This is a genomic window from Streptomyces sp. NPDC003248, assembly GCF_055563235.1.
Genome location: NZ_JBVHDT010000021.1, coordinates 49,964 through 76,712 on the forward strand (window position 1 = coordinate 49,964; position 26,749 = coordinate 76,712).

At 74.2% G+C, this 26,749-nt stretch carries 19 protein-coding genes and 2 pseudogenes; 16 read left to right on the forward strand and 5 right to left on the reverse strand.

Annotation, left to right across the window (positions count from 1 at the left end):
* Positions 1 to 118: 118 nt before the first annotated feature.
* The 9 genes and pseudogenes from ACZ3KJ_RS32695 to ACZ3KJ_RS32735 all read left to right on the forward strand — a co-directional run bounded on the left by ACZ3KJ_RS32695 (position 119) and on the right by ACZ3KJ_RS32735 (position 7,647).
* Positions 119 to 901 (forward strand): CoA transferase subunit A, encoded by a 783-nt coding sequence (locus tag ACZ3KJ_RS32695; RefSeq protein WP_467532315.1) that lies wholly within the window; start codon positions 119 to 121, stop codon positions 899 to 901.
* Positions 901 to 1,545, forward strand: coding sequence for a CoA transferase subunit B (locus ACZ3KJ_RS32700; protein ID WP_467532316.1), 645 nt, complete (start codon positions 901 to 903; stop codon positions 1,543 to 1,545). Before ACZ3KJ_RS32695 ends, ACZ3KJ_RS32700 begins: the two co-directional genes overlap by 1 nt.
* Complete coding sequence (locus ACZ3KJ_RS32705; protein WP_467532318.1) at positions 1,542 to 2,744, forward strand: thiolase family protein; 1,203 nt, start codon at positions 1,542 to 1,544, stop codon at positions 2,742 to 2,744. The genes ACZ3KJ_RS32700 and ACZ3KJ_RS32705 overlap by 4 nt, the downstream gene beginning before the upstream one ends.
* Before the next feature lie 8 nt (positions 2,745 to 2,752).
* On the forward strand, positions 2,753 to 3,526 hold the full coding sequence (gene pcaH / locus ACZ3KJ_RS32710; protein WP_467532319.1) for a protocatechuate 3,4-dioxygenase subunit beta: 774 nt from the start codon (positions 2,753 to 2,755) through the stop codon (positions 3,524 to 3,526).
* Between the two features lie 6 nt (positions 3,527 to 3,532).
* Positions 3,533 to 4,135, forward strand: coding sequence for a protocatechuate 3,4-dioxygenase subunit alpha (gene pcaG / locus ACZ3KJ_RS32715; protein WP_467532320.1), 603 nt, complete (start codon positions 3,533 to 3,535; stop codon positions 4,133 to 4,135).
* The gene (gene pcaB / locus ACZ3KJ_RS32720; RefSeq protein ID WP_467532322.1) at positions 4,132 to 5,475 is read left to right on the forward strand and encodes a 3-carboxy-cis,cis-muconate cycloisomerase; all 1,344 of its coding nucleotides are present in this window, start codon (positions 4,132 to 4,134) and stop codon (positions 5,473 to 5,475) included. The genes pcaG and pcaB overlap by 4 nt, the downstream gene beginning before the upstream one ends.
* Positions 5,472 to 6,593 carry a bifunctional 3-oxoadipate enol-lactonase/4-carboxymuconolactone decarboxylase PcaDC gene (gene pcaDC / locus ACZ3KJ_RS32725; RefSeq protein ID WP_467532323.1) on the forward strand — a complete coding sequence of 374 codons (1,122 nt, stop codon included), beginning with the start codon at positions 5,472 to 5,474 and terminating at the stop codon, positions 6,591 to 6,593. The genes pcaB and pcaDC overlap by 4 nt, the downstream gene beginning before the upstream one ends.
* A pseudogene (locus ACZ3KJ_RS32730) lies at positions 6,577 to 6,801 on the forward strand (transposase); the annotation flags it as partial. The gene pcaDC and the pseudogene ACZ3KJ_RS32730, both read left to right, overlap by 17 nt.
* A gap of 78 nt (positions 6,802 to 6,879) precedes the next feature.
* Positions 6,880 to 7,647 carry an aminoglycoside phosphotransferase family protein gene (locus tag ACZ3KJ_RS32735; protein ID WP_467532324.1) on the forward strand — a complete coding sequence of 256 codons (768 nt, stop codon included), beginning with the start codon at positions 6,880 to 6,882 and terminating at the stop codon, positions 7,645 to 7,647.
* Positions 7,648 to 7,695: 48 nt separating this feature from the next.
* Here ACZ3KJ_RS32735 and ACZ3KJ_RS32740 read toward each other — a convergent pair whose 3' ends face one another.
* Positions 7,696 to 8,544, reverse strand: coding sequence for an alpha/beta hydrolase (locus ACZ3KJ_RS32740; protein WP_467532326.1), 849 nt, complete (start codon positions 8,542 to 8,544; stop codon positions 7,696 to 7,698).
* Between the two features lie 312 nt (positions 8,545 to 8,856).
* Complete coding sequence (locus ACZ3KJ_RS32745; protein WP_467532327.1) at positions 8,857 to 11,580, reverse strand: ATP-binding protein; 2,724 nt, start codon at positions 11,578 to 11,580, stop codon at positions 8,857 to 8,859.
* Between the two features lie 287 nt (positions 11,581 to 11,867).
* Here ACZ3KJ_RS32745 and ACZ3KJ_RS32750 point away from each other — a divergent pair, with 287 nt between their 5' ends.
* Entirely contained in the window at positions 11,868 to 12,911 is a 1,044-nt protein-coding gene (locus ACZ3KJ_RS32750; protein ID WP_467532328.1) for a DUF2510 domain-containing protein, read from the forward strand.
* A 144-nt stretch (positions 12,912 to 13,055) separates the two neighbouring features.
* On the opposite strand, the gene ACZ3KJ_RS32755 is transcribed toward ACZ3KJ_RS32750, so the two are convergent.
* A complete protein-coding gene (locus tag ACZ3KJ_RS32755) occupies positions 13,056 to 13,673 on the reverse strand; it encodes a TetR/AcrR family transcriptional regulator (RefSeq protein WP_389521739.1) in 618 nt (205 codons plus the stop codon).
* A gap of 257 nt (positions 13,674 to 13,930) precedes the next feature.
* Here ACZ3KJ_RS32755 and ACZ3KJ_RS32760 point away from each other — a divergent pair, with 257 nt between their 5' ends.
* Positions 13,931 to 14,728 (forward strand): phosphatase PAP2 family protein, encoded by a 798-nt coding sequence (locus ACZ3KJ_RS32760; protein ID WP_467532330.1) that lies wholly within the window; start codon positions 13,931 to 13,933, stop codon positions 14,726 to 14,728.
* Positions 14,725 to 15,585 (forward strand): annotated as a pseudogene (locus ACZ3KJ_RS32765) (hypothetical protein); the annotation flags it as partial. The gene ACZ3KJ_RS32760 and the pseudogene ACZ3KJ_RS32765, both read left to right, overlap by 4 nt.
* A 538-nt stretch (positions 15,586 to 16,123) precedes the next feature.
* On the opposite strand, the gene ACZ3KJ_RS32770 reads toward ACZ3KJ_RS32765, so the two are convergent.
* A complete protein-coding gene (locus tag ACZ3KJ_RS32770; protein WP_467532331.1) occupies positions 16,124 to 16,957 on the reverse strand; it encodes an LURP-one-related family protein in 834 nt (277 codons plus the stop codon).
* 83 nt (positions 16,958 to 17,040) lie between these two features.
* Positions 17,041 to 19,092, reverse strand: coding sequence for a phosphocholine-specific phospholipase C (locus ACZ3KJ_RS32775; protein ID WP_467532332.1), 2,052 nt, complete (start codon positions 19,090 to 19,092; stop codon positions 17,041 to 17,043).
* A 645-nt stretch (positions 19,093 to 19,737) separates the two neighbouring features.
* On the opposite strand from ACZ3KJ_RS32775, the gene ACZ3KJ_RS32780 reads away from it, so the two are divergent.
* The 4 genes from ACZ3KJ_RS32780 to ACZ3KJ_RS32795 all read left to right on the forward strand — a co-directional run bounded on the left by ACZ3KJ_RS32780 (position 19,738) and on the right by ACZ3KJ_RS32795 (position 26,655).
* The gene (locus ACZ3KJ_RS32780; RefSeq protein ID WP_467532334.1) at positions 19,738 to 20,262 is read left to right on the forward strand and encodes a hypothetical protein; all 525 of its coding nucleotides are present in this window, start codon (positions 19,738 to 19,740) and stop codon (positions 20,260 to 20,262) included.
* 425 nt (positions 20,263 to 20,687) lie between these two features.
* On the forward strand, positions 20,688 to 22,841 hold the full coding sequence (locus tag ACZ3KJ_RS32785; protein ID WP_467532336.1) for a hypothetical protein: 2,154 nt from the start codon (positions 20,688 to 20,690) through the stop codon (positions 22,839 to 22,841).
* A gap of 878 nt (positions 22,842 to 23,719) precedes the next feature.
* The gene (gene pelF, locus ACZ3KJ_RS32790) at positions 23,720 to 25,234 is read left to right on the forward strand and encodes a GT4 family glycosyltransferase PelF (RefSeq protein WP_467532338.1); all 1,515 of its coding nucleotides are present in this window, start codon (positions 23,720 to 23,722) and stop codon (positions 25,232 to 25,234) included.
* Positions 25,231 to 26,655, forward strand: coding sequence for a hypothetical protein (locus ACZ3KJ_RS32795; RefSeq protein ID WP_467532340.1), 1,425 nt, complete (start codon positions 25,231 to 25,233; stop codon positions 26,653 to 26,655). Before pelF ends, ACZ3KJ_RS32795 begins: the two co-directional genes overlap by 4 nt.
* The last annotated feature ends 94 nt before the right edge of the window (positions 26,656 to 26,749 follow it).

Consider the following 26,749-nt stretch of genomic DNA (forward strand, 5'->3'; position numbering starts at 1 on the left):
TTTCACCGAGGTCTTGACGCCCCGCTCCCCCGATGGCAGCGTGATGGACACCTCGCTGAAATAATCAGTGCCCTGATTAATTGACGACCTGGGCGCTCGGACGGATGGGGCTTCACGGATGGACAAGGTGGTCGCCACGGCCCTGGAGGCTGTGGCCGATGTGCCGGAGGGCGCGTCGCTCGCGGTGGGCGGCTTCGGGTTGAGCGGTGTCCCGAACGTACTGATCCAGGCGCTGTACGAGCGCGGGGTCGGCTCCCTGAGCGTCGTCTCCAACAACTGCGGGGCGATGGAGTCGGGGCTGGCGGTCCTGCTGGCCGCGGGACGGATCGCCCGGGTGACCGGCTCCTACATCGGCGCGAACAAGGAGTTCGCGCGCCAGTACCTCGCCGGTGAGCTGGAGGTCGAGCTGATCCCGCAGGGCACGCTCGCCGAGCGGCTGCGGGCCGGCGGTGCCGGCATCCCCGCGTTCTACACCCCGGCCGGGGTGGGCACGCAGGTCGCCGACGGCGGTCTGCCGTGGCGCTACGACGGACAGGGCGGCGTCGCGCTGGCCTCGCCGCCGAAGGAGGTGCGGGAGTTCGACGGCACCGAGTACGTGCTGGAGCGGGGTATCCGCACCGACTTCGCGCTGGTGCGGGCCGCCAAGGGCGACCGGCACGGCAACCTGGTGTTCAACAAGTCCTCCCGCAACTTCAACCCGCTCGCGGCGATGGCCGGACGGGTGACGATCGCCGAGGTCGAGGAACTCGTCGAGCCCGGCGAGATCGAGCCGGACGCGGTGCACGTGCCGGGCATCTTCGTGCAGCGGGTGGTCGCGCTGACCCCCGAGCAGGCGGCGGACAAGAAGATCGAGCGGCGCACGATTTCCGCGCCTTCGGCACGAGGGACGGTGAACTCCTGATGGCGTGGACACGGGAAGAGATGGCGGCCCGCGCGGCCCGCGAACTCCAGGACGGCCAGTACGTCAACCTGGGCATCGGTCTGCCGACGCTGATCCCGAACTACCTCCCGGCGGACGTGGAGGTGATCCTGGAGTCGGAGAACGGCATCCTGGGCACCGGCCCCTACCCCACCGAGGACCAGGTCGACCCGGACCTGATCAACGCCGGCAAGGAGACCGTGACGGTCCTGCCGGGCGCCTCCTTCTTCGACTCGGCGCTGTCGTTCGGCATGATCCGCGGCGGTCACATCGACGTCGCCGTGCTGGGCGCGATGCAGGTGTCGGAGACCGGCGACCTGGCCAACTGGGCGATCCCCGGCAAGATGATCACCGGCATCGGCGGGGCGATGGACCTGGTCCACGGCGCCCGCACGGTCATCGTCGTCATGACGCACACCGCCAAGGACGGCAGCCCGAAGATCGTCAGCGAGTGCGCGCTGCCCCTGACCGGCAAGGGGTGCGTGAACCGGATCATCACCGACCTCGGCGTCCTCGACGTCACGGAGAACGGGCTGGTCCTCGTCGAGACCGCCCCCGGGGTGAGCGCCGACGAGATCGTCGCCAAGACCGACGCCAAGGTGACCCTGACGGAGGAAGTGCAGTGAAGGACGTCTACATCGTCGACGCGGTCCGCACCCCGATCGGCCGCTACAACGGCGCCCTCGCCCCGGTGCGCCCCGACGACCTCGGCGCGCACGCCATCCGCGAGCTCCTGGCCCGCACCCCCGAGCTGGACCCCTCCCGCGTCGAGGACGTCTACTTCGGCAACGCCAACGGCGCCGGCGAGGAGAACCGCAACGTCGGCCGTATGGCCGCCCTCCTCGCGGGCCTGCCGACCTCCGTGCCCGGCGTGACCGTCAACCGGCTGTGCGCCTCCGGCCTGGAGGCGGTGATCCAGGCGGCCCGCGCCATCGCCGTCGGGGACGCCTCGATCGCCGTGGCCGGCGGTGTGGAGTCGATGACCCGCGCCCCCTACGTGCTGCCCAAGTCCGACCGGCCGTTCCCGGCGGCGCACACCGAGCTGTACTCGACCACCCTCGGCTGGCGGATGGTCAACCCGAGGATGGACCCCCAGTGGACGATCCCGCTGGGCGAGTCGGCCGAGCTCATCGCCGAGAAGCACAAGATCAGCCGGGAGCAGCAGGACGAGTTCGCGCTGCGCTCGCACCGCAGGGCGGCCGCCGCGCAGGCGGAGGGCCTGTTCGACGCCGAGCTCGCGCCGGTGACCATCCCGCGGCGCAAGGGCGACCCGCAGGTCGTCGCCGCCGACGAGAGCGTCCGCGCGGACGCCTCCCTGGAGGCGATGGCCAAGCTGAAGCCGTCCTTCCGCACGGAGAACGGCACGGTGACGGCCGGCAACGCCTCCCCCCTCAACGACGGCGCCGCGGCCCTGCTGCTGGTCGACGAGGAGGGCCTGGCCGCCACCGGCCGCGAGCCCCTCGCCCGCGTCCGCGCCACCGGGGTGTCGGCGAACGACCCGCAGTACTTCGGGCTCGCCCCCGTCGAGGCGGTCAACCGCGCGCTGGCCAAGGCCGGCAAGGGCTTCGCCGACCTGTCGGTGCTGGAGCTGAACGAGGCCTTCGCCGCCCAGGTGCTGGGCTGTGTGGCCGAGTGGCCCGAGTTCGACCCCGAGATCCTCAACCCGCAGGGCGGAGCGATCGCCCTCGGCCACCCGCTCGGCGCGTCCGGCGCCCGCCTCGCCGGCACGGTCGCCCACCAGCTCGCCCGCCGCGGAAGCGGCATCGGCGTCGCCACCCTCTGCATCGGCGTGGGCCAGGGCCTCGCCCTCGTCCTCGAACGCTAGGAATCGCCATGACTCTCACGCAAGCGGACATCGACCTGGAGATCGCGGCCGAGCGCGCCGCGTACGAGAAGCGGATCGCCGACGGCGCCCCCGTCGAGCACCAGCCGCGCCGCGACTACGCCCCCTACCGCTCCTCGGTGCTGCGCCACCCGAAACAGCCGCTGGTCGCGATCGACGTGAACAAGGACCCGGAGCTGGTGGAGCTGGCCTCCCCCGCCTTCGGCGAGCGCGACATCACCGAGATCGACAACGACCTGACCCGGCAGCACACCGGCGAACCGATCGGCGAGCGCATCACCGTCTCCGGCCGGCTGCTCGACCGCGACGGCCGCCCGATCCGGGGCCAGCTGATCGAGATCTGGCAGGCCAACTCGGCGGGCCGGTACGCCCACCAGCGCGAGCAGCACGACGCGCCGCTGGACCCGAACTTCACCGGCGTGGGCCGCACCCTCAGCGGCGACGACGGCTCCTACCACTTCACCACCATCCAGCCGGGCCCGTACCCGTGGCGCCAGCACGTGAACGCCTGGCGGCCGGCGCACATCCACTTCTCGCTCTTCGGCACGGCCTTCACCCAGCGGCTCGTGACGCAGATGTACTTCCCGAGCGACCCGCTGTTCCCGTACGACCCGATCATCCAGTCGGTGACGGACGACGCGGCCCGGCAGCGGCTCGTCGCCACGTACGACCACAACCTGTCGGTGCCGGAGTTCTCCATGGGCTACCACTGGGACATCGTGCTCGACGGCCCGAACGCCACCTGGATCGAAGAGGGACGCTGACCTGCCATGACGAAGATCGACACGAGCCGTCCCGAGACCGTGCTGCCCACCGCGTCGCACACGGTCGGCCCCTTCTACGGCCACGCCCTGCCGTTCCGCGGCGGCGAGGACATCGCGCCCCACGGGCACGCGGACACGATCACCGTGCACGGATACGTGTACGACGGTGAGGGCAACGGGCTGCCGGACGCCATGGTGGAGCTGTGGGGTCCCGACCCGGAGGGCAACGTGCCCACGGCCGACGGCTCGATGCGCCGCGACCCGTCGTCCGGCGGCTTCCTGGGCCGCAACGGCGTGGAGTTCACCGGTTTCGGCCGCATCCAGACCGACGCGAACGGCCACTGGTACGCCCGGACGCTGCGCCCCGGCGCCCGCGGGCACAGCGCCCCCTACCTCAGCGTGTGCGTCTTCGCGCGCGGACTGCTGGTGCACCTGTTCACCCGCATCTACCTGCCGGGCGACGACGCCGCGCTCGCGGCCGACCCGCTGCTCACCCGGGTGGGCGACCGGCGCGACACGCTGATCGCGAAGGACGAGGGCAACGGCACCTACCGTTTCGACATCCGCCTTCAGGGCGAAGGCGAGACGGTCTTCCTGGAGTTCCAGTGACACCCGCTGTCCCCGATGCCCCCTCCGACGCCGGTCTGCTCGCCCCCGGGTGGACCGGCGCCCCCGCCGCCTCCGCGACGGGCGACGACGCCTTCCTGCGGGCGCTGCTCGACGCGGAGGCCGCGCTGACCCGCGCCCAGGCCTCCCTGGGCCTGGCCCCCGCCGAGGCCGCGGCGGCGGTCACCGAGGCCGCCGCCGCGGACGCCTACGACGTACGGTCGCTGGCGGAGCGCGCCCGCGGCGGCGGGAACCCGGTGATCCCCCTGGTCGCGGACCTCACGAAGGCGACCGGCCCGCAGTACGGGCCGTACGTCCACCGGGGGGCCACCAGCCAGGACATCATGGACACGGCGACCATGCTGGTCGCCGTGCGCGCCCTGGACCTCGTCCTGGCCGACCTCGACCGCACACAGCGCGCGCTGGCGCGGCTCGCCGCCGGGCACCGGGACACGCCGATGCCGGGGCGCACCCTCACCCAGCACGCCGTCCCGACGACCTTCGGGCTGAAGGCGGCCGGCTGGCGGTCGCTGGTGCTGGACGCGCGGGACCGCGTGACGGCCGTACGGGACGCCCTGCCCGCCCAGCTCGGCGGCGCCGCCGGCACGCTGGCCGCCTTCACGGCGTACGGCGCCGCCGACGCGACCGCGCTGCCCGCCGCGTACGCCCGTGAACTGGGCCTGCGCGCACCGCGGTTGCCGTGGCACACCCTGCGCACGCCGGTCGCCGACCTCGCCGGATGCCTGGCCTTCACCGCCGGGGCGCTGGGGAAGCTCGCGGCCGACGTGCTCACCCTCGCCCGCACCGAGACCGCCGAGGTCGCGGAGGGCAGCGGGGGCGGCTCGTCGGCGATGCCGCACAAGGCGAACCCGGTGCGGTCCACGCTGATCGCGGCCGCCGCCCGGCGCGCCCCGCAGCTAGCGGCCACGCTGTACGGGTCGCTGGTGGCCGAGGACGAGCGGCCCGCCGGGGCCTGGCACGCCGAGTGGGAGCCGCTGCGGGACCTGCTGCGGCTGGTGGGCGGGGCCGCCCGGGACGCCGCCGAGCTGACGGAGGGCCTGCGGGTGCACCCGGACGCCATGCGCGCGCACCTCGACCTCACCCACGGGCTGATCGTCTCCGAGCGGCTGTCGGCCGAGCTGTCGGCCGTGCTCGGCCGCGCCCGCGCCAAGGAACTCCTCACCCGGCTCGCACCGCGCACCTACGCCGAAGGCCGTTCGCTGGCCGACCTCCTCGCCGAGGAGCCCGAGTTGAAGGACGTCGACCTCGGCGACCTCACCGACCCCGCCCGCTACACCGGCTCCGCCGGAGCCCTCACCGACCGTGCGCTGGAGCGACGTTGACCGAGAAACTGCTCAACCACCTTGCCGAGGGGCCCGCTTCCGCTCCGCCGCTGCTGCTCGGGCCCTCCCTGGGCACCTCGTACGCCCTGTGGGACAAGGTCGCGCCCGAGCTGTCCATCACCCACCGGGTGGTCCGCTGGGACCTCCCCGGCCACGGGGGCTCCGACGCCGGCCTGATCGGCCCCGGCGCCACCGTCGGCGACCTGGCCGGCCTGGTGCTGGAGCTCGCCGACTCCCTCGGCCTGGAGCGGTTCGCGTACGCCGGGGTGTCGCTGGGCGGCGCGGTCGGGCTGCACCTGGCGCTGCACCACCCCGAGCGGGTGTCGTCGCTCGCCGTGATCTGCTCGTCCGCCCACTTCAACGGGGCCGGGCCGTGGCAGGAGCGGGCCGCGCTGGTCCGGCGCGAGGGACTGGCCGGCCTGGCGGAGAGCGCGAACGCCCGCTGGTTCACGCCCGGTTTCACCGTGCCGGAGCTGGTCGCCGACCACCGTGACGCCGACCCCGCGGCGTACGCCGCCTGCTGCGACGCGCTGGCCGCGTTCGACCTGCGGGAGCGGCTGGCGGAGATCTCCGTGCCCACCCTGCTGGTCGCCGGCCGCGAGGATCCCGCGACGCCGCCCGCGCACCTGCGGGAGATCGCGGACGCGGTCCCGGGCTCCGCCCTCACGGAGATCCCGGGCGCCTCGCACCTCGCGCCCGCGGAGCGCCCCGAAGCCGTGCTGACCGCGCTGCGCGCGCACTTCTCCGGTGGGGCGAAGCGGGGCATGGAGGTACGCCGGCAGGTGCTCGGCGACGCGCACGTGGACCGGGCGCAGTCCCGGCAGACGCCGTTCACCGCCCGGTTCCAGGACTTCATCTCGCGCTACGCCTGGGGCGAGATCTGGACCGACCCGACCCTCAGCCGCCGCGAACGCAGCATGATCACGCTGACCGCGCTGGTGGCGCACGGCCACTACGACGAGCTGGCCATGCACGTCCGCGCCGCCCGCCGCAACGGCCTCTCCCCCGAGGAGATCGGCGCCGTCCTGCTCCAGACGGCCGTCTACTGCGGGGTCCCGGCGGCGAACTCCGCCTTCGCGACGGCCCAGCGGGTGCTGGCGGAGGAGGAGCAGGGCTGAGGCGCTTCGGCCCGGGCGTGCCCGGGCTCAGGCCGACTGGGCCCGAGGGCACAACGCCTTGCACCGCAGGGTCCGCGCCCGTGTCGAGCACACCTTCGCCCGCATGAAAGGGTGGAAGATCCTCCGCGACTGCCGCCTGACAGGCGACGGCGTCCACCCCGCCATGCTCGGCATCGCCCGCCTGCACGGCCTCAGGCGGGCGGGGTGACGCAGAAACCGGGCAGGCCGTCCATCACCGCCTTCCATCGAGGGGCCGCGCCTTCAGTGACTGCGTAGCATGAACCACGTGTCGAGCGAGGAAGTGATGCAGGACGGCGCCCATCGTCGGGTGGTGCGGATCGGTCATACGGTCCGCAGGCCCGTCCAGCCGTGGACACCCACCGTCCACGCGTTGCTGCGGCACCTGGAGAAGGTCGGCTTCGCCTACGCGCCGAGGCCGCTGGGAATCGACGACGAGGGTCGTGAGGTTCTCACCTTCATCGAGGGTGATTCCGGCCCGTCGGGCTGGGCCAGGGTCGTAGACCGGCCAGGCCTGAGGAACTTCGCCCGGCTGTTGCGCGACTACCACGATGCCTGCCAGAGCTTTTCACCTCCGCAGGGCGCGACCTGGTCCACGGACGAAGGGAGCCCAGGCGACGGCGTCGTCTGCCATGGGGATTTCGGCCCCTGGAATGTCGTCTGGCAGGGGAACCGGCCGGTGGGCATCATCGACTGGGATTTCGCCCGCCCGGCACCACGCTTGCACGACGTGGCCTATGCGCTGGAGTACGTCGTGCCGTTCCGCGACGACGCCGAGTGTCTGCGCTGGCTGCAGTACCCGGCTCCGCCCGACCGCCGTTCGCGGCTGGAAGACTTCTGCAGCGTGTACGGCCTCGACTCGACCGTGGGCATCGTCGACGCCGTCATCGCCAGACAGATGCACAGTGCCGACCTTGTACGCCGGCTGGCCGAGCAAGGGCACGAGCCTCAGGCCACCTGGGCCGCCGAGGGGCTCCTGACCGAACTCGAGAACAGGATCGACTGGAGCAAGGCGCACCGGCATCTGGTCGAGTAGCCACTGCACTCGCCCGTCCTTTCCGGCTGTCACAGCGGGCAGGTTTCGTCAGGCCGTGGCTGAGCGCCATAGCCAGCGGAGCGCATCGGGGAGGAGGACTCCGCCGTGGTTGGGGCTGTGGCCACCGTCGCCGAGGACGAGACGGAAGTCGTAGCCCGCTTCCGCGAGAGCGGCTGCCACACGCAGATTGCCGGCGAGCCAGTTCCTTTCGGGCCCGTTCCAGTTGAGGTCGCGGTGGCCCGCTTGCATGAAGATGCGCAGCGGTTTGCGGGGGGCGTTGGGGATGAGGGCAGGGTACGGGTTTCCGTTCGGCATCTGCGTGAAGCTCGAGAGGTAGCAGATGACTCGCCGGAACTTGTCCGGGCGCATCCAGGCAGCCGTGAAGGCGCAGTTGCCGCCGCTGCTGCCACCGCAGATGCCCCACTGGTCGGCGTCCTCCACGATCGAGTAGCGGCGTGTGACCTGGGGGATGATCTCAGTCAGGAGAAAGATGACGTAGCGGTCGTCGAACGCGTCGTACTCGGCGTTGCGGTTCTTCGGTTGTTGGGCGTTCCTGAGGACGCCGGGGTCGACGAAGACGCCGATGGTGACCGGGATCTCGCCACGGTGGATGAGGTTGTCCAACACGATGGCTCCGCGGACCTGCCCGTCCGGGTCCAGGTACCACCATCCGTCTTGGAACACCATCAGCGCCGCGGGTTCGGAGGGGTCGTATTGCGCGGGCACATGAACCCAGTACCGCCTCGTGGTGCCTGGGTAGACCGTGCTCTCGCACCAGTCGAACTCCACGGTCGAGCCGGCGGGGACGCCCGGCTGTACACCCGAATCGGGCCCGTAGGCGTAGCGAACGTCTTGCTGGTCGATGGGGAGCGGACGAAAGGGCAGCTCGATGGTCACGCCCGCACCTTAGAGATGCTGTCCGATCGTCTCAAAGGGATTGTGTGCAAGGCGTTCGTGCTCGCGGGCGGCATGGTGCCGCGCTCTGGGGGATGCCTGCGCACGAGCGTCTCGGTGTGTGCGTCGAAGGCGGCGCCTTCGACGACTGGCGGATGTGCCGGTTCCCGGTCCGCTGGGGCGATCGGCGCTGGGCCGGTGCGGCCGGCAGCGCGGCTGCTGCCTGCTCGTAGAGGCTGAATGTGGGGCAGTGTCCGGTGGGCGGCGGTGACCCGCTGGTCGGCGCGGCCCACCGCTCGCCGGTGGGCCCCGCTCCTACTCGCGTCCGCGTGCCTGTCCCGGTACGAGGCCCACCTGGGGTGCCCCGAAGCCGGCCAGGGCCTGCCGGGCCCGGGTCGTCAGGCCGTCGGCGCCGCAGGTGCGGGCGAGGGTCAGGCCGCGGTTGAGTTCGGCGACGGAGCGGGCCGCGATGCCGTGCTCGATGCGGGCGGCCGCGTGTTCGTACTGGCAGGGCGAGGACTCCAGGTAGGCGACCGCCTGGGCGGTGAGCCGGACGGCGCGCTGGCCGGTCTCCAGGGCGGCGGCGCAGCGCAGGGCCTCGCCGATGGCGGTGTCGGTCCCGAAGCGCTCGGCCTGGCGGCGTGCGTCGGAGGCGAGCCGGGCCGCGCGGGCCGGGTCCTCGGTGGCGAGGGCACGGGCGAGGTCGGCCGCCCAGGGCACCATCACGGGGTTCAGGTGGCCGCGGACGGCCGCCGCCTTCTCGGCCTCCTCCAGTTCGTTGATGCCTTCCTGGGTGCGGCCGACGGCGAGCAGCAGCCGGCCGCGCACCGAGCGGGGGTCGGGCAGGATGATCGTGGACGGGTACGGCGGGGCGAAGCCGTACTGGCCGGCGATCCGCCAGGCCTCCTCGACATGGCCGCGGGCGAGCAGCGTGTCGACGAGATTGCAGGTCGCGGACCAGTACAGGGGCAGCCCGCGCCCGACGCGTTCGGCCAGGCGCAGCGCCTCCCGGAGGGACTCCTCGGCCTCCTTCAGCCGGCCGCGGCGGCGCAGGCCCAGGCCGAGGTAGGCGTGGGCGAGGGCGAGGTGCCCGCCGCTCCAGCCGGCGGACTCGTAGGCGCGCAGGGCCTCGTTGAAGAGGGCCTCGGCGCGGTCGAGGCGGTCGGTGTAGACGTAGGAGCTGGCGAGCATCATCAGCAGCTCGATGCCCCACTCGGTGTCGGTCCAGCCGAGGCCGGGCGCCAGGCGTCCGTTGACGAGGGCGCGGTCGCAGAGTTCGACGACGATCTCGGCGTTCTCGCCGTGGGTCATGGCGTCGAAGCCGCGCAGGATGAGCAGGGCGCGCTCGGCGTTGTCGCGGCCGGTGCAGGTGGCGGCCAGCGCGGCGAGCTTCTGCGAGCGGCCCGGCGACGTGGTCTCCCCGGCGTGGATGCCCTCCCACATGAACTGCACGGCCTGGAGCCGCATCCGGGCCGGTCCCGGCGGCTGCCGGGCGGCCTCCGCCTCGACCGTGCGCACGGCCTGCTCCAACTGGTCGTTGTGCAGCAGCGCCTGGGAGAGGCGGTAGACGGCGTCGACGCGCAGGCCGCCGTCGAGGCCGGGTGCGGCGAGCGCCTCCCGCAGGTGGCCGATGGTCCGGGCGGGCGCGGTGAGGAGGGTGGCGCAGCCGAGTTCGTAGAGCACGTGCGCGTGGACGTCGGGCCCGGGCGGTTCCTCCAGGGCGCGCTCCAGGCAGCGGCGGGCCGCTTCGGGGGCGCCGACGGCGACGTGTTCGCGGGCGGCCTCCCGCAACTGCTCGACGAGTTCCTCGTCGTCGTCGGGATGGACCTGGAGGAGGTGGCGGGAGGCGGCCGCGACACCCCGGCCGGCGTCCAGGACGACCTTCGCGGCGATGCCGTGCATGGCCCGGCACAGGCCTTCGGGGATGGAGTTGTAGACGGCGGTGGCGATCAGCGGGTGGACGAACTCCAGTCGGCCGGCCTCGGCGACGGGGCCCACCGCGGGGTCGGGGTCGGTGAGGATGCGGGCGCTGCGCAGCAGGTCGGCGCAGCGCTCGGCGTCGTCGCGGTGCATGCCGGCGAGCTTGGCCGCCTCGCCGACGGAGATGTCGGCGCCGAGGATGGCGGCGGCCATGGCGAACCGGGTGGCGTCGACGCCCAGTTCCTCCAGGCGGTCGACGAGGCCGCCGCCGCGGGCCGCGCGGTTGAGGGGGCGCAGTTCGGTGGCCGAGGACTCGCTCGGCTCCATCGCGCCGTCCTGGACCTTGGCGAGGAGTTCGACGGTGTCGTAGGGGTTGCCGCCGGTGACGGCCCAGACCTCGCGGCAGAACGGGTCGTCGGCGTGCGCGCCCACGGTGGCGCGGGTGAGGCCGGCGACCGCGTCGGGGGTGAGGGCGCTGAGGCTGGTGACGGAGGATCCGGCGACGGCGGCCACGGCGTCGAGGTGGCGGGCGCTGTCCCCCGTGACCCCGCCGGGCCTGCGGGCCACGACGACGAGGACGGAGAGCTCGTCGAGGCGGTCGGCGAAGGCGGCGAGCCAGCGCAGGGTCTCCTGGTCGGCCCAGTGCGCGTCGTCCACGAGCAGGACGAGGGGCCAGTCCCGCCGGGCCAGCCGGGTCACCGCGGCGACCAGGCCGTCGCACACGCCCTGCGGGTCGGCCTGGTCCGCGACGGGTTCCGCGATGCCGAGGGCGGGGCCGGCGATGTCGTACCAGTCGCCGAGGTACTCGCGGGCCTCCTCGGGGTGCAGGGACAGCAGCGCGGGCTGGAGCAACTGCCGTACCACGTTGAAGGGGACGGACCTGAGGGTCTCGCCGCCGCGCGCCGACCAGACCGTGCAGCCCCGGGCCTCGGCGATACGGCGGGTCTCGGCCAACAGCGTGGTCTTCCCCAGTCCGGCGTCGCCGCGCAGCAGGTGCACCCGGCCCGAGGAGGACCGGTCGGCGCAGAGTGTCCCGACCGCCCGCTCGATGGCGGCGACCGCCTCGTCGCGCTCCCACAGGGAGGCCGAGGCGGCCGCCGCCGGCCGTACCTCCGTCATCCCGCTGCCTCCCCAAGTCGCCCGAACGACGTACAGACCTTGAGCGTAGTCCTCCGGGGGCCGGTGCGGAGGGCGGTCCGCGCAGCTGTTGCCCCGCCGGGTGACGGGGGCCGGGCCGGGGCGCCGCCGTGGGCCTGCGGGGGAGGCGCGTGGACGTCAACGACGCGGGGAGCGCGGCGCGTTGACGTCGGTTTCACGCCACGGCGGCACGGAGTGCCGGACGGAGTGCTCCAACAAGTACCCATCCCTCTCATACGACTTTCACCGACGCCTCATACGGTGGGGGCATGACGCAGGTGACTCCTCCCGGGTGGTACCCCGACCCCGGGCAGACAAGTGACGGTCCCGCCACCGAGCGCTGGTGGGACGGCGGGGCGTGGACGGACCGGACCCGCCCCGCGGGCTCGGCCGACGCATGGGGTCCGGCGGCGCAGGGGCCGGCCGCCGGAGACGGCCCGGCCTATCCGGCCTACCCGCCGTATCCCGGGGCACCGGCCGGCCCGGGCGGACGGCGCGGGCTGCGCACCGGGATCGCCGTCGCGGCGGCCGTGGCGGTCCTGGCGAGCATCGGGATCGGCGTGTACGCGCTGACCAAGGACGACGGCGGCTCCGGCACCACGGGGACCGCGCAGGGACCCGGCGGCCAGGACGCTCCGGGCGGGTCGGGCGGCCCCGGCGGGCAGGACGGCGGCCAGGGCGGGCCGTTCGGCGACTCGGGCGGGTCCGGCGGGTCCGGCGGCTCGGGCGGCTCGGGCGGCTCCTCCCCCGCGCCGGAGGAGTCCGAGGCGCCCGAGATCAAGAGCGGCTCGGTGACGGACGCGCTCAACGGCATCAGCATCCCGATCCCGGACGGCTGGACCGGGCAGGAGCTGAGCGTGGGGGCGCAGATCACGTCCGACTCCTCCTACGAGTGCCCCGGCGACACGTCGAAGAAGTGCACCAAGGGGGGCCTGTACTCGGCGCCCGCCGAAGCGCTGGGCACCGAGGGGGACACGGCGGAGGAGGTCGCGAAGGCGGACATCGAGGCCAACGCCGAGGAGTCCTACGGCGGCACCACCTACGGCGAGATCACCTCGCACCAGGTGCTGGCCTCGAAGGCGGTCACCGTGGCCGGGCAGAAGGGCTACCTGGTCCGCTGGAAGGCGGTCACCAGCAAGGGCGCCGACGGCTACGTCGAGTCGCTGGTGTTCCCGGCGCCCGCGGACACCGACCGGCTGGTGGTGGTGCGCTTCGGCGTGGACGCCGACCAGTCGGTGTCGGTCATCGACACCGTCACCCAGGGCATCAAGGCCGCCTCGGGCGGCGGCAGCGGCAGCGGTCAGGACGTCTGAGCCGCCCCGGACGCCGGTCGGCCGGGTGGGGCGCCCCTCCGCTCAAGGGGAACCCCACCCGGCCGGGGGGTGCGCGCCGCCCCCGTCCCCACGGTGCGGCGCGAGCAGGTCACCGTCCGGTCATCCCGCGGACGGCGGCCTGGGTCATGGTGTGAGGCCGAGCGCCGGCAGCACGACGGCCTCCACGAAGCGGAGCAGGTACTCCTCGTCGGCGTAGGTGCCGTCCACGACGGGGCGGGCGCGGACGACGCCGAACATCTGGGCCGGGACGAACTCCAGCGCCGGGTGCCCGGCCGGGACCTCGCCGCGCTCGACACCGCGCCGCAGGATCTCCCGCAGGGCGGCGATCTCCGGGTCGACGAGCGCCTCGCGCAGGGCCCGGGCGAGTTCCTGGTCCTGGGTGACCGCGTGGCCGAGGGCCTGGAGCAGCTTGGTGTCGGCCGTGGACCAGCGGGCAGCGGCCCGCGCGGCCTCGCGCAGGTCCCCGGTGAGCGACCCGGTGTCGATGCCGGTCAGCCGGGAGCGGCGCCGGGAGCGCAGCGCGGCCACCACGAACTGCGGCTTGGTCTTCCACTGCCGGTAGAGGGTGGACTTGCTGCACCGCGTGCTGCTGGCGACCCCCTCCATGGTGACGGACTCGTAGCCGCACTCGCGGATCTGTTCGAGGACGGCGTCGAAGAACTCCTGCTCGCGCTCGGGCGTGAGCTTGGAGCGGCGCGAGGCGGTGACCGGGTCCGGTCCGTCCGCGGCCTGCGACGTCATCGCTGTGTCCCCTCGTGAGTGTCGTTGCTGTCGTGACTGTCGTTGCTGTCGTCACCGCTGTCGCCGTCGGCGCGGTGCGCGGGCCCGTGGGGGTCCGACTCCAGTGTGTCCGACAACAATCGATACGCCAGTGTACCGGTACCGAGGCGTATCGGTACACTGGCGTATCGGTACGAGATCGTATCGATGGTGCATACACGGGTCTTCGGTCCGCGCCGCACCTCCACATGCACCACCGTCATCGAAGGGGCCGGGGGATGAACGTCCGCACCGAGCCTGGGGACGCGGAGCCGGCCACGCCGGCCCGGCCTCCCGTGGTCCGGGAGCTGCTGCTCGTCGCAGGGCTCTTCCTCGTCTACAAGACGGGACGACAACTGGCCGCGGGCCACACCGCCGAGGCCTTCCGCAACGCCCACCGGGTGTGGGACGCCGAACGGTTGCTCCGCCTGCCCGGCGAGGGCGCGGTGCAGTCCCTGCTGCTGCACGGCGACACCCTGGCCCGCGCCGCGAACACCTACTACGCGACCGTCCACTTCCCCGCCACCGCCGCCTTCCTGGTCTGGCTGTACCTGCGGCGCCCGGCGCACTACGTCCGGGCGCGGCGGGCGCTGGCCGCCGTCACGGCCGCCGCCCTGGTGCTCCACCTCCTCTTCCCGCTCGCCCCGCCCCGGATGCTCGCGGCGGCGGGCCTGGTCGACACCGCGCGGGTGTACGGCCCGTCGGTGTACGGGCCGCCGCAGACCGACCACCTGGCGAACCAGTTCGCGGCGATGCCCTCGCTGCACTTCGGCTGGGCGCTGATGGTCGCGCTCGGGCTGATCGCCGCCACCCGGTCGCCCCTGCGGTGGCTGTGGCTGCTGCACCCCCTGGTCACGCTGTTCGTGATCGTGGGCACCGCGAACCACTACTGGATCGACGCGCTGGTGGCCGCTGCCCTGGCGGGCGTCGTGCTCACGGCGGTGCGCGCGCCCCGGCGCCCGAGGACCATGGCCGGCTGCCGGGAGCGGCGGCCCGTCCCGGCCGAGGAGCGGGTGCTCGTGGGGGCGGGACGATGAGCGCCGCCGTCGTCGCCGTCGTGCTGTCGCTGCTGTCGGCCGTCGCCTACGCGGGCGCGGCCGTCGCCCAGGAGCGGCTGGCCGCCCGTTCACCGGGCACCGGAGTGCTGCGGCTGCTGGGCAGCGGCGCCTGGTGGGCGTCGGCGGGACTGAACGGCGGTGCCGCGCTGCTGCACGTCGTGGCCCTCAAGTACGGCCCGCTCACCGTGGTCCAGCCGCTCGGCGCGCTCACCCTGGTCGCGGCCGTGCCGCTGGGGGCCCGGGTCGCGGGGCGGCGGGTCGGCACGGCCGAGTGGCGCGGCACCGCGCTCACCCTGCTGGGACTGGCGGCGATCCTGGCCGCGGCGTCCGGGCCGGCGCCCGAGGACGTGCTCGGCGTGGGCGAGGCGCTCGCGGTGGCGGGGGCCACGGCCGCGCTGATCGGGCTGCTGGCGCGGCCGGGCACCCGGCCCGGGCTGCGGCACGCGACCGCGTCCGGGTTCGCCTCCGGCGTCGCCTCGGCGCTCACCCAGACCGTCACCGTGGCCGCCACGGACCGGTCGGGCCCGCTGCTCAGCGTCCAGGTGCTGGGGGTGGCGCTGCTCGTCGCCGCCTTCGCGACGGCCGGGCTGATGCTGTCGCAGACCGCCTACCGGGACGGCCTCGGCGCCCCGCTCGCCGTGGTCACCCTGGCGAACCCGGTGGCCGCCGCGGCCATCGGCATCGCACTGCTGGGCGAACGGCTCCGGGGCGGGGCCACGGGCATGCTGCCGGCGCTGCTGGGGGCGGCCCTCGCCGGGTGGGGCGTGGTGCTGCTGTCCCGGACGGCACCGGAACCGACACCGGTCGGCGGGGAGCAGTACCCGGCGGCGGCACTCACGCCGGAGCGGATACCGGCCGGCGGGGCGGACCACACGGGGGCGGCGGTGCTGACGCCGGAGCGGGCACCGGCCGGCGGGGCGGACCACCCGGGGGCAGTGGCACTCACGCCGGAGCGAATACCGGCCGGCGGGGCGGACCAGGTGGCCGCGGTGCCGGAGCCGGCACTGGTCGGCGGGGCGGAGCACCCGGTGGCGGGGCGGCTCACGCCGGAACCGGAGCGGGCACCAGCCGGCGGGGCGGAGCGCCCGGTGGCCGCGGTGCCGGAGCCGGGACCGGTCGGCAGGGCGGACCACCCGGGGGCAGTGGCACTCACGCCAGAGCGGATACCGGCCGGCAGGGCGGAGCAGGTGGCCGCGGTGTCGGCGCCGGCACTGGTCGGCGGGGCGGAGCACCCGGTGGCGGTGGTGCTGGCGCTGGAGCCGCGTACGGCCTCGTCCGAGCCGGCGCTGCTGCCCCGGCAGCCGGGCGGGCCGGGCCGTCCCGCCCCGCTCCAGGAGTCGGCCGCCGGGCCGGGGAGCGGGGCGGCGGGTGCCGTCAGCCGAAACCGCGCGAGTCCTGCTTGAGCGCCGTGTCCACGGTGAGCGCCGTGGCGACGACCAGGCTCAGCAGCGGCTCGGGCAGCTGGTAGTGGATCTGCAGGACGTAGTTGTCGGCGGTCGTGAACAGGGTCTTGGCGAGACCCTCCCAGGTCTTGGTGATCCGGGCGACCTCGTTGTCCGCGTGGTCGACGATCGCGAAGTTCCAGGCCCGCCAGTTCTCGGCCTTGATGGCACCGACCTGCTGCCCGTTCGCGGTCATCGCGAAGTTGATCTTCCCGAAGACGTTCTGCTGGGCGATCTCGCCGACCGGCTGCCCGTCGGGGCGGGTGACGATCACCCGGGACTTGAAGACCTTCGCGGGACGGGTCAGCAGCAGCACCGGCTGCCCGTACGCGTCACGGATCTCCAGCTTGTGCGTCAGGAACTGGTCGACGCTGGCGACGAAGCGCAGCACCTTGCGCAGCGCGCTCTGCCCGACCTGGACGACCGAGCCGAGCTGGTTGCCCTGCTGGTCCATGACCGTGTACTCGTTGGTGAGCTCGATCAGCTTGGCCTTCTGGTTCACCACCAGCACCGGCTCGCTGAAGAGCGTGCCGCCGCCGGCGCCGCTCGCCGCGACGCCGGCCTGCTGCTGCACCTGGCGCTGCACGCGCGGGTCGGGCCCGGCGGGCTGCGCGGGCACCTGCGCCGGGGGCTGCCCCGGCGCCTGTGCCTGCTGGTCGGCGTGGGTGTGCTCGGTCCACTGGGTGCCGTCCCAGTACCGCAGGGTCCGCACCGCTCCGTGGGGGTCCGGGTACCAACCTGCAGGTGTGTTCGAATGCGTGGTCACCGGGGCACACTATCCCGAGCCCACCAGGACCTGACCAGTCCCCACGATGCGGTGTTCACCCGCCCTTTACCAGCGCATTGCCCTCAATCCGTGGCGATGGCCGGGTCGCTGACGCCGGGCCGGCCGTTCTCGACGTGCCCGGCGAACCGGCGCAGGAAGGCCGGATCCGCGTCCGAGGTGACGGTGAGGTCGTACCAGCGCCGGCTCGCGCCCAGGTCGACGGTGCGCTTGAGGACCGCCCCGACCCGCACCCGGACGGTCGTCGTACGGCCGCCGTAGCCGTCCGCCACCGTCAGGGCGGCGGTGCCCGAGCCCCGGTTGGTGAAGGTCAGCTCCAGCCCGTCGCCGACGTGCCGGGCGACCACCTCGCACCCCGCCTGCTGCCCGGCGCCCTTGAAGACCCGCAGGAAGCCGTTCGGGCCGTGCACCGTCAGGTCGTGGGTGCCGCCGGAGCCGGCCGGGTCCCAGGTGTCGGAGATCTTCTTGCCGGCCTCGGTGGTGTACGTCCACGGCCCGTCCGTGCGATTGCCGGAGGTGACGAGGAAGGCGGCGCCGGCCCGGGGGCCGGAGGCGAAGGTGAGCGTGAGCGTCCCCGCGGCGGCGTCGACCGCTCCGTCCACGGCGGGCGCGTACCGGAGCGGGCGGGTGGGCCGCGAGCCGCGCTCCTGCCGGGGAAGGGCGCCCTCGGCGGGCGGCACGGGACGGTAGTCGGGGTGACGCTCGCGGTCCGGGGGCTCGTAGCCGCCGGTGTCGGGCAGCGTGACCGGCCGGGTGTCGGTGCGGGCGAAGTCGAAGGCCGCGGTCAGGTCGCCGCAGACGGCGCGCCGCCAGGGCGAGATGTTCGGCTCGCGCACCCCGAACCGGCGCTCCATGAACCGGATGACCGAGGTGTGGTCGAGCGTCTCGGAGCAGACGTAACCGCCCTTGCTCCACGGGGAGACGACGAGCATCGGCACGCGCGGGCCGAGCCCGTAGCGGCCGGCCGTGTGGGTCGCGCTGCCCGCGAAGAGGTCCAGCGAGACGTCGACCGTGGACTTGCCCCCGGCCCCGGACTCCGGCGGGAGCGGCGGCACCAGGTGGTCGAAGAAGCCGTCGTTCTCGTCGTAGGTGATGAACAGGGCGGTCTTCGCCCACACCTCCGGGTCGGAGGTGAGCGCGTCCAGCACCTGGGAGATGTACCAGGCACCGTAGTTCGAGGGCCAGTTGGAGTGCTCGGAGAAGGCCTCGGGGGCGGCGATCCAGGAGACCTGCGGCAGCGTGCCGGCCCGCACGTCCGCGCGCAGCCGGTCGAAGTAGCCGTCGCCGTGCTTGACGTCGGTGCCGGTGCGGGCCTTGTCGTACAGCGGGTCGCCGGGCTGCGCGTCGCGGTACGCGTTGAAGTACAGCAGCGAGTTGTCGCCGTAGTTGCCGCGGTAGGCGTCCTGGATCCAGCCCCAGGAACCCCTCGCGTCGAGGCCGTCGCCGACGTCCTGGTAGACCTTCCAGGAGACGCCCGCCCGCTCCAGGCGCTCGGGGTACGTCGTCCAGTCGTAGCCGACCTCGTCGTTGCCGAGGACCGGTCCGCCGCCCAGGCCGTCGTTGCCGGTGTGGCCGGACCACAGGTAGTACCGGTTGGGGTCGGTGGAGCCGATGAACGAGCAGTGGTAGGCGTCGCAGATCGTGAACGCGTCGGCCAGGGCGAAGTGGAAGGGGATGTCCTCACGGGTGAGGTACGCCATGGTCGTGGTGCCCTTCGCCGGCACCCACCGGTCGTACCGGCCCCCGTTGTAGGCGGCCTGGCCGTCGGGCCAGCTGTGGGGCAGGCCCTCCAGGAACTGCATGCCGAGGTCGTCGGCGGTGGGGTGGAAGGGCAGCACGTCCTTGGTGCCGTCCGACTGGTGCCACACCGGTTTGCCGCTCGGCAGCGTGACCGGATGCGGGTCGCCGAAGCCGCGCACGCCCCGCAACGTACCGAAGTAGTGGTCGAAGGAACGGTTCTCCTGCATGAGGACGACGATGTGCTCGACGTCCTCGATCGACCCGGTGCGGTGGTTCGCGGGCAGGGCGGCGGCGCGCTCGATGCTGCTCGCGAGCGCGCTGAAGGCCGTGGTGGCACCCGCGATCTGGAGGAAGCGGCGCCGGTTGACTTCGGGCATGGGTGAGGGACCTCTCGTACCAGGGGGAGGGCGACGGCCGGCCGGTGCCGTGACGGAGTGCGCGCGCAAGGAGTGTTCCAGGGGCGCGCAACGCCAGGGAAGGGGCGCATGGCGCCGATGTGACGGGCGGCGGTACGGGGGGTGCGGGGTGGGCCCGGCGCGGGCTGAACTCGGGGCGGGCGGGTGCGAGCGGGGGCGAGCGGGGCCGGGCAGGGGGTGAGCGGGGGCAGGCAGGGCCATACGAGGGCCGGACGGGGGCCGGGCGGGGGCCGAACGGGGGCCGGGTGAGGGCCGGACGCGGCCCGGACGAGGGCCAGGCGAGGGCCGGACGAGGGCCAGGCGAGGGCCGGACGAGGGCCAGGCGAGGGCCGGACGAGGGCCAGGCGAGGGCCGGGCGGGCCGGAAATCGGCGGATGGCCGAGATGCCCCGGGGCCGGCCCGTCCGCGGGGGCGGCCCACCGGTCCGGTACGCGCCAATACCGCCGGGGCGCCGCCTTTCCCGCCGTCCGCCCCGCATGCCCCGTAGCACGCGGGAAACATCCCTTCACACGTTCCTCACATGGCGCACACTTTCGGCCGATCCGCGCCACGGAGGCAACCCGCGGTGCAGACGGCGGACTCACCGCCTGCCTAGCCTCCCGGCCCATGCGATCACCACTGATGAGACGCCTCGGCCTCAGCGCCGTCCTCGCCCTCGTACTGGCCGTGTTCGGTCTGGCCCCCAGCGCGAGCGCGGACCCCGCGCCGGCCGAGCTGACGTTCGCCACCGACACCGCGACCACCACGCCCGGCGGCACGGTGAACCTGTCGATGACGCTCACCAACAACAAGACCTACGACATCTGGTTCGTGTACCAGACGATCGACCCCACGTGGCTGACCACCCAGCGCCCCGACCTGAAGTACTCCTTCACCGGCTGCGCCCTGGCCACGGCCGCCGGCTCCACCCCCTGCTCCGGGACCGGGCCCGCCGACCTCGGCGCCAACTACGGCACCACCGTCCCGCCCGGCCAGAGCCGCACCGTGACGCTGACGCTCCAGATCGCCGCCGACTCCGGCTGCAACGGCAACGTCGGCTTCTACTCGTACTTCTACGCCGAGTTCAGCGACACCACGAGCGTCAGCGGCGGTCCGGTGTACACCCCCGAGACCCGCGTGCTCTGCGCCTGACGGCCTGACGGGGTCCGGGCCGACGGCGCCCCACCCGGCAAGGCCCGTGGTGACTCGAAAACAGCCTGCGACCAGTCACGCGTCGCGGTGTGGACCACCGGCACCGCGCCCGGCGGGCCCGACCGACCCGCCGGAGCACCGCACACGGCCCGGACCTGCGCACGAACCACTCGCGCCCGTCGCACACCCCTCGCCCCGACGGGCGACCGAACGCTCAACTGCGATCCGGAAAAGCACTGAAGGACACCTGCGCTTTTCCGTCATGTTTCGCGGCATGACCACAAAAGCTACACACAGACATCACTATGTGACGCGACGGATGCGTCGACGACCGGCTTCTGAGGGGGACGCCGGCGTCGCGCAAGGGGGTGCGTCCGCTCCGCAGGAGCCGTGCCCACCCCTGCCCGGGAGGGGGACTTCACCGCATGAAGCGGACCATACGCACCGCCGTGCTGACGGCGGGCGTACTCATCGCCGCGCTGGGCCTGCCGGCCGGCGCGGCCCACGCCGACACCACCGCACCCCGCGTCGACCTGCGGGTGCTGGTGGTGAGCGACGGCGGCCCGTCGACCGACGCGATCGCGGCGGAACTCGACGCGGCGGGAACGCCGTACACCGAGATCGACCTGACCCGGTCCGACCGAACCGTGATCGACGCCGGGTTCCTCGCGGACACGGTGGACGGCCGGCCGCGGGCCAGGTTCCAGGCGGTCGTGCTGCCCAACGACAACCCGTTCGCGGCCGGTTCCGCCGAGATGACGGCGCTCGCGGACTACGAGCGGACGTACGCCGTGCCCCAGGTCGACGCCTACACCTACGCGCGTCCGGAAGCGGGTTTGCAGTACCCGGTGTACGGCGGCTACTCCGGCAGCCTCGACGGGACGGAGGCGTCGGTCACGGCCGCCGGGAAGGCGGGCCCGTTCGGCTATCTCGACGGGGCGGTGCCCTTCGAGGACAACGACCCGGCCGTGGGCGAGAGTTACGCCTACCTGTCGACGCCCGCGACCGGCGCCGACTTCACCTCGTACGTGGACGCCCCGGTCCCCGGCGGGACGACGCGGGGCTCGCTGGTGGGCGAGTACCGGCACGACGGGCGGCGCGAGCTGGTCGTCACCTTCGTCTACAACCAGTACCAGCAGCAGTTCCGGCTGCTCGCCCGCGGCATCGTCGAGTGGGCGACGCAGGGCGTGCACCTGGGCGCCTCGCGGAACTACTTCGCCGTGCACGTCGACGACGTGTTCGCCGCCGACGACCGCTGGAACACGACCCTCAACTGCACGCCCGGCGACGTCGACTGCACCGACCCGAACGCCACCCCCGACCCGATCCGGATGACCCCCCAGGACGTCGACCACGCCGTCTCCTGGCAGAACGAGCACGGCTTCACCCTCGACTTCGCCTACAACGGCGCCGGCAGCGTCGACCACCGGGAGGACAACGGCGGCGTCGACCTGCTCGCCGACGAACTGGTCGCCGACCGCGATCAGTTCCGCTGGATCAACCACACCTACACGCACGCGTTCCTCGGCTGTGTGCAGGACACCACGGTCGTGCCCTGGCGGTGCGCCACCGACGCCGGCGGAGCCGTCCAGTGGGTGAGCCGCGCCGAGATCTCCGACGAGATCGCCACCAACCGGGTCTGGGGCGAGACGGCCGGACTGCCGCTGGAGGACGACGAGCTGGTCACCGGAGAGCACTCCGGCATGAAGGTGCTGCCGCAGCAGACCGAGGACAACCCCAACCTGGCGCTCGCCCTCGCCGACAACGGCGTCGCCTGGCTCGGCTCGGACAACTCCCGTGAGCCCGACCAGCGCGCGGTGGGCGCCGCCACCACCGTGCCGCGCTACCCGGTGAACGTCTTCTACAACGCGGGGCGCGCCGCCGAGCAGGTCGACGAGTACAACTGGATCTACACCAGCCGTGCCCAGGGCGGCAGCGGCATCTGCGAGGACAACCCGGCCACCACGACCTGTCTTTCGGCCCCGCTCGACCCGGCCACCGGCTACACCGAGCACATCGTGCCGCTGGAGACCCGGATCGCCCTCGGCCACGTCCTCGCCAACGACCCGAAGCCGCACTTCATCCACCAGTCGAACCTGGCCGAGGACCGGATCGCCTACCCGGTGCTCGACGGCGTCCTCGACGGCTACGCGGCGCTGTTCGCCGACGACACCCCCGTGGTGAACCTGCGGATGAAGGACATCGGCGTCGAGCTCCAGCGCCGGGCCGCCTGGCGGGCCGCCCTGGAGGCCGGGCAGGTGACCGCCTACCGCATCGGCGACACCGTGACCGTGGAGGCCCCGGACGGGCTCGCGCTCACCGCGACCCTGCCCACCGGCACGACCCTGGCGGGCGCCGCCTTCGGGGACGCCTACGCGGGCGCGGTGTCCGGGTGGACGCCGGCCGGCGGCACCCCGCTCACGTTCGCCCTCCCGGCCGCCGCCGATGCCGCCGACGAACCGGCCGCCGCCACCACGTCCGCCGCCACCACCGCGTCCGCCGAGGTCACCGCACCCGCGCCGGACACCCGCGTCCCGGCGGGCGTGACCCGGCAGGTGCCGTACACCACGCGCGACTGAGGCCTCCCCCGCCGGCTCCCGGGCGCGTCCGGGAGCCGGCGGGGCGGCCGGTCGGGGCGGACGCCCGTCCACCCACGGCCGGTCCGCCCACCGGTCCGCCCACCGATCCGAGCCCGGTCCACGGCCGGTCGCGCAGCCGGTCGCGCAGCCGGTCGGCTCTCCGTCGGCAGCCGGTCCGCGGGCCGGTCTGCCGGCCGGGCTACGGACCGGTGGGCGGACCGGCCGGGCTACAGACCGGTGGACGGACCGGCCGGGCTACAGACCGGTGGACGGACCGAGCCCGGACCGGTCGGCAGACCGGGCGACGGAACGGGCTACGGACCGGGCCGACCTGGCTCGGACCGGTCGGCAGACCGGGCTCGGACCGGTCGGCAGACCGGGCTCGGACCGGTCGGCAGACCAGCGCTACGGACCAGGCCAGGGATCGTGGGCAGACCGGCTCACGGACCCGCCGGCCAACCGGCCCGCGAGCCCGTCCGCCGATCGGTCCACCGGCCCCGCCGACGCACCGGCCCACGGACCGTCCGCGGTCCGCCGGCTCACGGACCCCGCCGGCGGACCGGACCGCGAACCGTTCCGCGGACCGGCCCCCGCGTCCGCCGACGGCCCCGGCCCTCGGACCGGTCTACGGACCGACCGTGGGACCGACCGTAGGACCGGCCGTCGGACAGCCGCCGGACCGACCGGCGGACCGGCGTCGGAGAGGCGTCGGACCGGCGTCGGACCAACCCTCGGCACACCCTCCGATCCACCGGTTCCGGCCGCTCTCCACCCAGGCCGGGACCACCACAGGCGAAACGGTTCCCCCGGGAGCCGACCCGCCGTCGGGCGACCGGCCCGGCGCGGACCACCCCACACCTCGGCCGTGGAGCACACCGATGCACGATCCCCACGGCGCGCGACGCCCCGGCGCAACGCGCGTCACCCTGCTCACCGAAGGCACCTACCCGCACAGTCACGGCGGCGTGAGCGTCTGGTGCGACCAGCTCGTGCAGGGCATGCCCGACGTCGGCTTCGACGTCGTCGCGGTCACCGGCACGGGCCGCGAACCCGTGGTGTGGGAGCTGCCCGCGCACGTCTCACGCGTGCTCTCCGTCCCGATGTGGGGCGCTCCGCCCGAGGGCCGCCCGCCCCGCGGCCGCCCGCGTGACCGGCTCGCCGCCGCCTACGAGGAGTTCCTCACCGCGCTCCTCGACCCGCGCGCCGAGGGCGGCTTCGCGCCCGCCCTGTACACGATGGCGCGGTCGGCCGCCGACGGCGGGCTCAGCGCCTTCCTGCGCGGCGACCGGGCGGTCGCCCTGCTGACCGCCGTCTGGAACCGGCCCGGGATCGCGGCCCGCGAGGCCCTGCCGACCGTGCACGACGCGCTGACCGCGACCGCCCTGCTGGAGCACGCGCTGCGCCCGCTGGCGGCGCCGCCGCCGGAGACCGGGGTCGCCCACGCGGTCAGCGGCGGGGTCGCCGTCCTGCCGGGCCTCGCCGCCCTCGAACGGCACGGCGTCCCCCTGCTGCTGACCGAGCACGGCGTCTACCTGCGCGAGCGCTACCTCGGCTACCGCACCGCCCCCTACCGCTGGCCGGTGAAGGCGGTCGTCCTCGGCTTCTTCCGGCTGCTGGCCGAGGAGACGTACCGCAGGGCCGCCCTGATCACTCCCGGCAACCGCTACAACCGGCTGTGGGAGGAGCAGGGCGGCGCCGCCCCGGAGTCGATCCGCACGGTCTACAACGGCGTGGACCCCGCCGCGTTCCCGCCGGCCGGGCCCGAGCCGGAGGCGCCCACCCTCAGCTGGGCCGGCCGGGTCGACCCGATCAAGGACCTGGAGACCCTGATCCGCGCCTTCTCCCTCGTCCGGGCCCGTCGTCCCGAGGCCCGGCTGCGGCTGTTCGGCGGGACACCGCGCGGCGGTGAGGCCTACCGGGAGCGGTGCGAGGCGCTGGCCGCCGAGCTGGGTCACGCGGACGCCGTCACCTTCGAGGGCCGCGTCGACGACATCAAGGACGCCTACGCGGCCGGCAGCGTCGTGATGCTCTCCAGCATCAGCGAGGGGTTCCCGTTCACCCTCATCGAGGCCATGTCGTGCGGCCGGGCGACCGTCTCCACCGACGTGGGCGGGGTGCGGGAGGCCGTCGGCGACACCGGGCTGGTGGTCCCGCCGCGCGACCCGGCGGCGATGGCCGCGGCGGCGCTGGACCTGCTCGCCGACCCGGGACGGCGGCGGACGATGGGCGAGGCGGCGCGGCTGCGGGTGATCGAGCAGTTCACCCTGCGGCAGACCGTCGACACCTTCCGGTCCATCTACCAGGAGCTGCCCACGGTGGGGCGGGGCGTGACGGCGGGCGCCGTCCGCGTCGAGCGCGCGGTCCCGACGGTCACGGGGAGCCTCGCCGGATGAGCGGCCCGATCTCCCTCGAACCGGGCGGCGCCGAACAGGACACGCTCGCGCTCCGCCTCGCCGGGACCCGCCCGCCGCGCCCGCCGCGCCGCCGCCCGCGCTGGGCCCTGGACGACACCACGCTCGCCATCCGGTTGCCGGGCACCGGACCGGACGAGGAGGCGGTCAGCGCCCTCGCCGCCGAACTCTCCGACCGCATCGGGCCCGCCGTCCACCCCTACGAGGTGGCCGCGCTGCTGGAGGCGGAGGGCCTGCCGGGCTCGGTGATCAAGGAGCGGTACGGCCACCCGGACCTGTTCTCGCTCGCCGCCGCGCTGTACGAGCGGGTGCCGCGCACGTTCCCCGATCCCCCGCCGGCGGCCGACCCGTGGCGCCCGGACACCGTGCGCTGTCTGCTGCGGGGCGTGCTGTTCGCGCTGCCGGGCCTCGCCTACCTGCTCACGGCGCCGCTGTGGGACGCCGGCCGGCACACCGCCGTGCTCGTCGTGGCGGGGCTGGTGTCCTGGGCGTGGGGGCAGGCGCTGGGCCACCGCGCCCATCTGCGGAGGGCGACCGGGCCGCGGGAGGCGGGCCGCACCCTCCTGGTGGGCGCGCCGGTGGGGGCCGTCATCGCCACGGCGGCCGCCGCGCTGCCCGCCGGGGGCGGGCCGGTGACCCTGGTGGCGGCCGCGCAGTCGGCGTACCTCGCGGCGGCGGGCGTGCTGCTCGTCCTGGGCCGGGAACGGCTGCTGGCGGCCGCGCTCGCTCCCCTGGTCGCCGGTGCCGCCGTGCTGCCCTGGGCGGAGCCGGGCCCGTGGCTGCGGGCGGGGCTCCCGCTGCTGGCGCTGCTCGCCGTGCTCGCCGTCACCGGCCACGCCCTGCGGGCCTCGCTCGCCGCGCCCGCCGTGCCCGGCGCCGGCCGGCCGCCCGTGCTGCGGTCCCTGCCGTACGGCCTGTTCGGGCTGGCGGCGGGGGTGCTGGTGCTGCTGGCGGGAGAGCGGGAGCCGTACGCGGTGATCGTGCTGACGGTGAGCATGGGGCCGGCGGAGTGGCTGCTGTACCGCTACCGGGGGCTGTCGGTGGCCGCGCTGCGCGCCGCCGCCACCCCGGCGGGGTTCCGGCTGCGTTCGGCCGGCGTCCTCGGCCTGTGCCTGACCGCCTACCTCCTGCCGTTGCTGCCTGCGGCCCTGCTCACCGGCGCCGAACCCGCCGTCGTACTGCCCCTGGCGGCGGCCCTGTGGACCGCGTTGCTGCTCCAGGCGTTCGGGGTGGCCTGGCCGTCGGCCGCCATCTGTCTCACGGCGGCGGGCGGTGCCGGGGCGGTCGTCCTCCTGCACCTCCCACCGGGTCCGGCCGTGCTCCCGCTCGGCTGCGGTGCCGCGGCGCTGTGTCTGGCGGCGTGCGCGCTGCGGCTGCTGGGCCGCCCGGCCGCGCACGCCTGAGACCACCCGCCCCGCCCGGCCCCGCACCGCAGCCACAGCCACAGCCACAGCCACAGCCACAGCCCCAAGCACGACAGCCACAGCCACAGCCCCA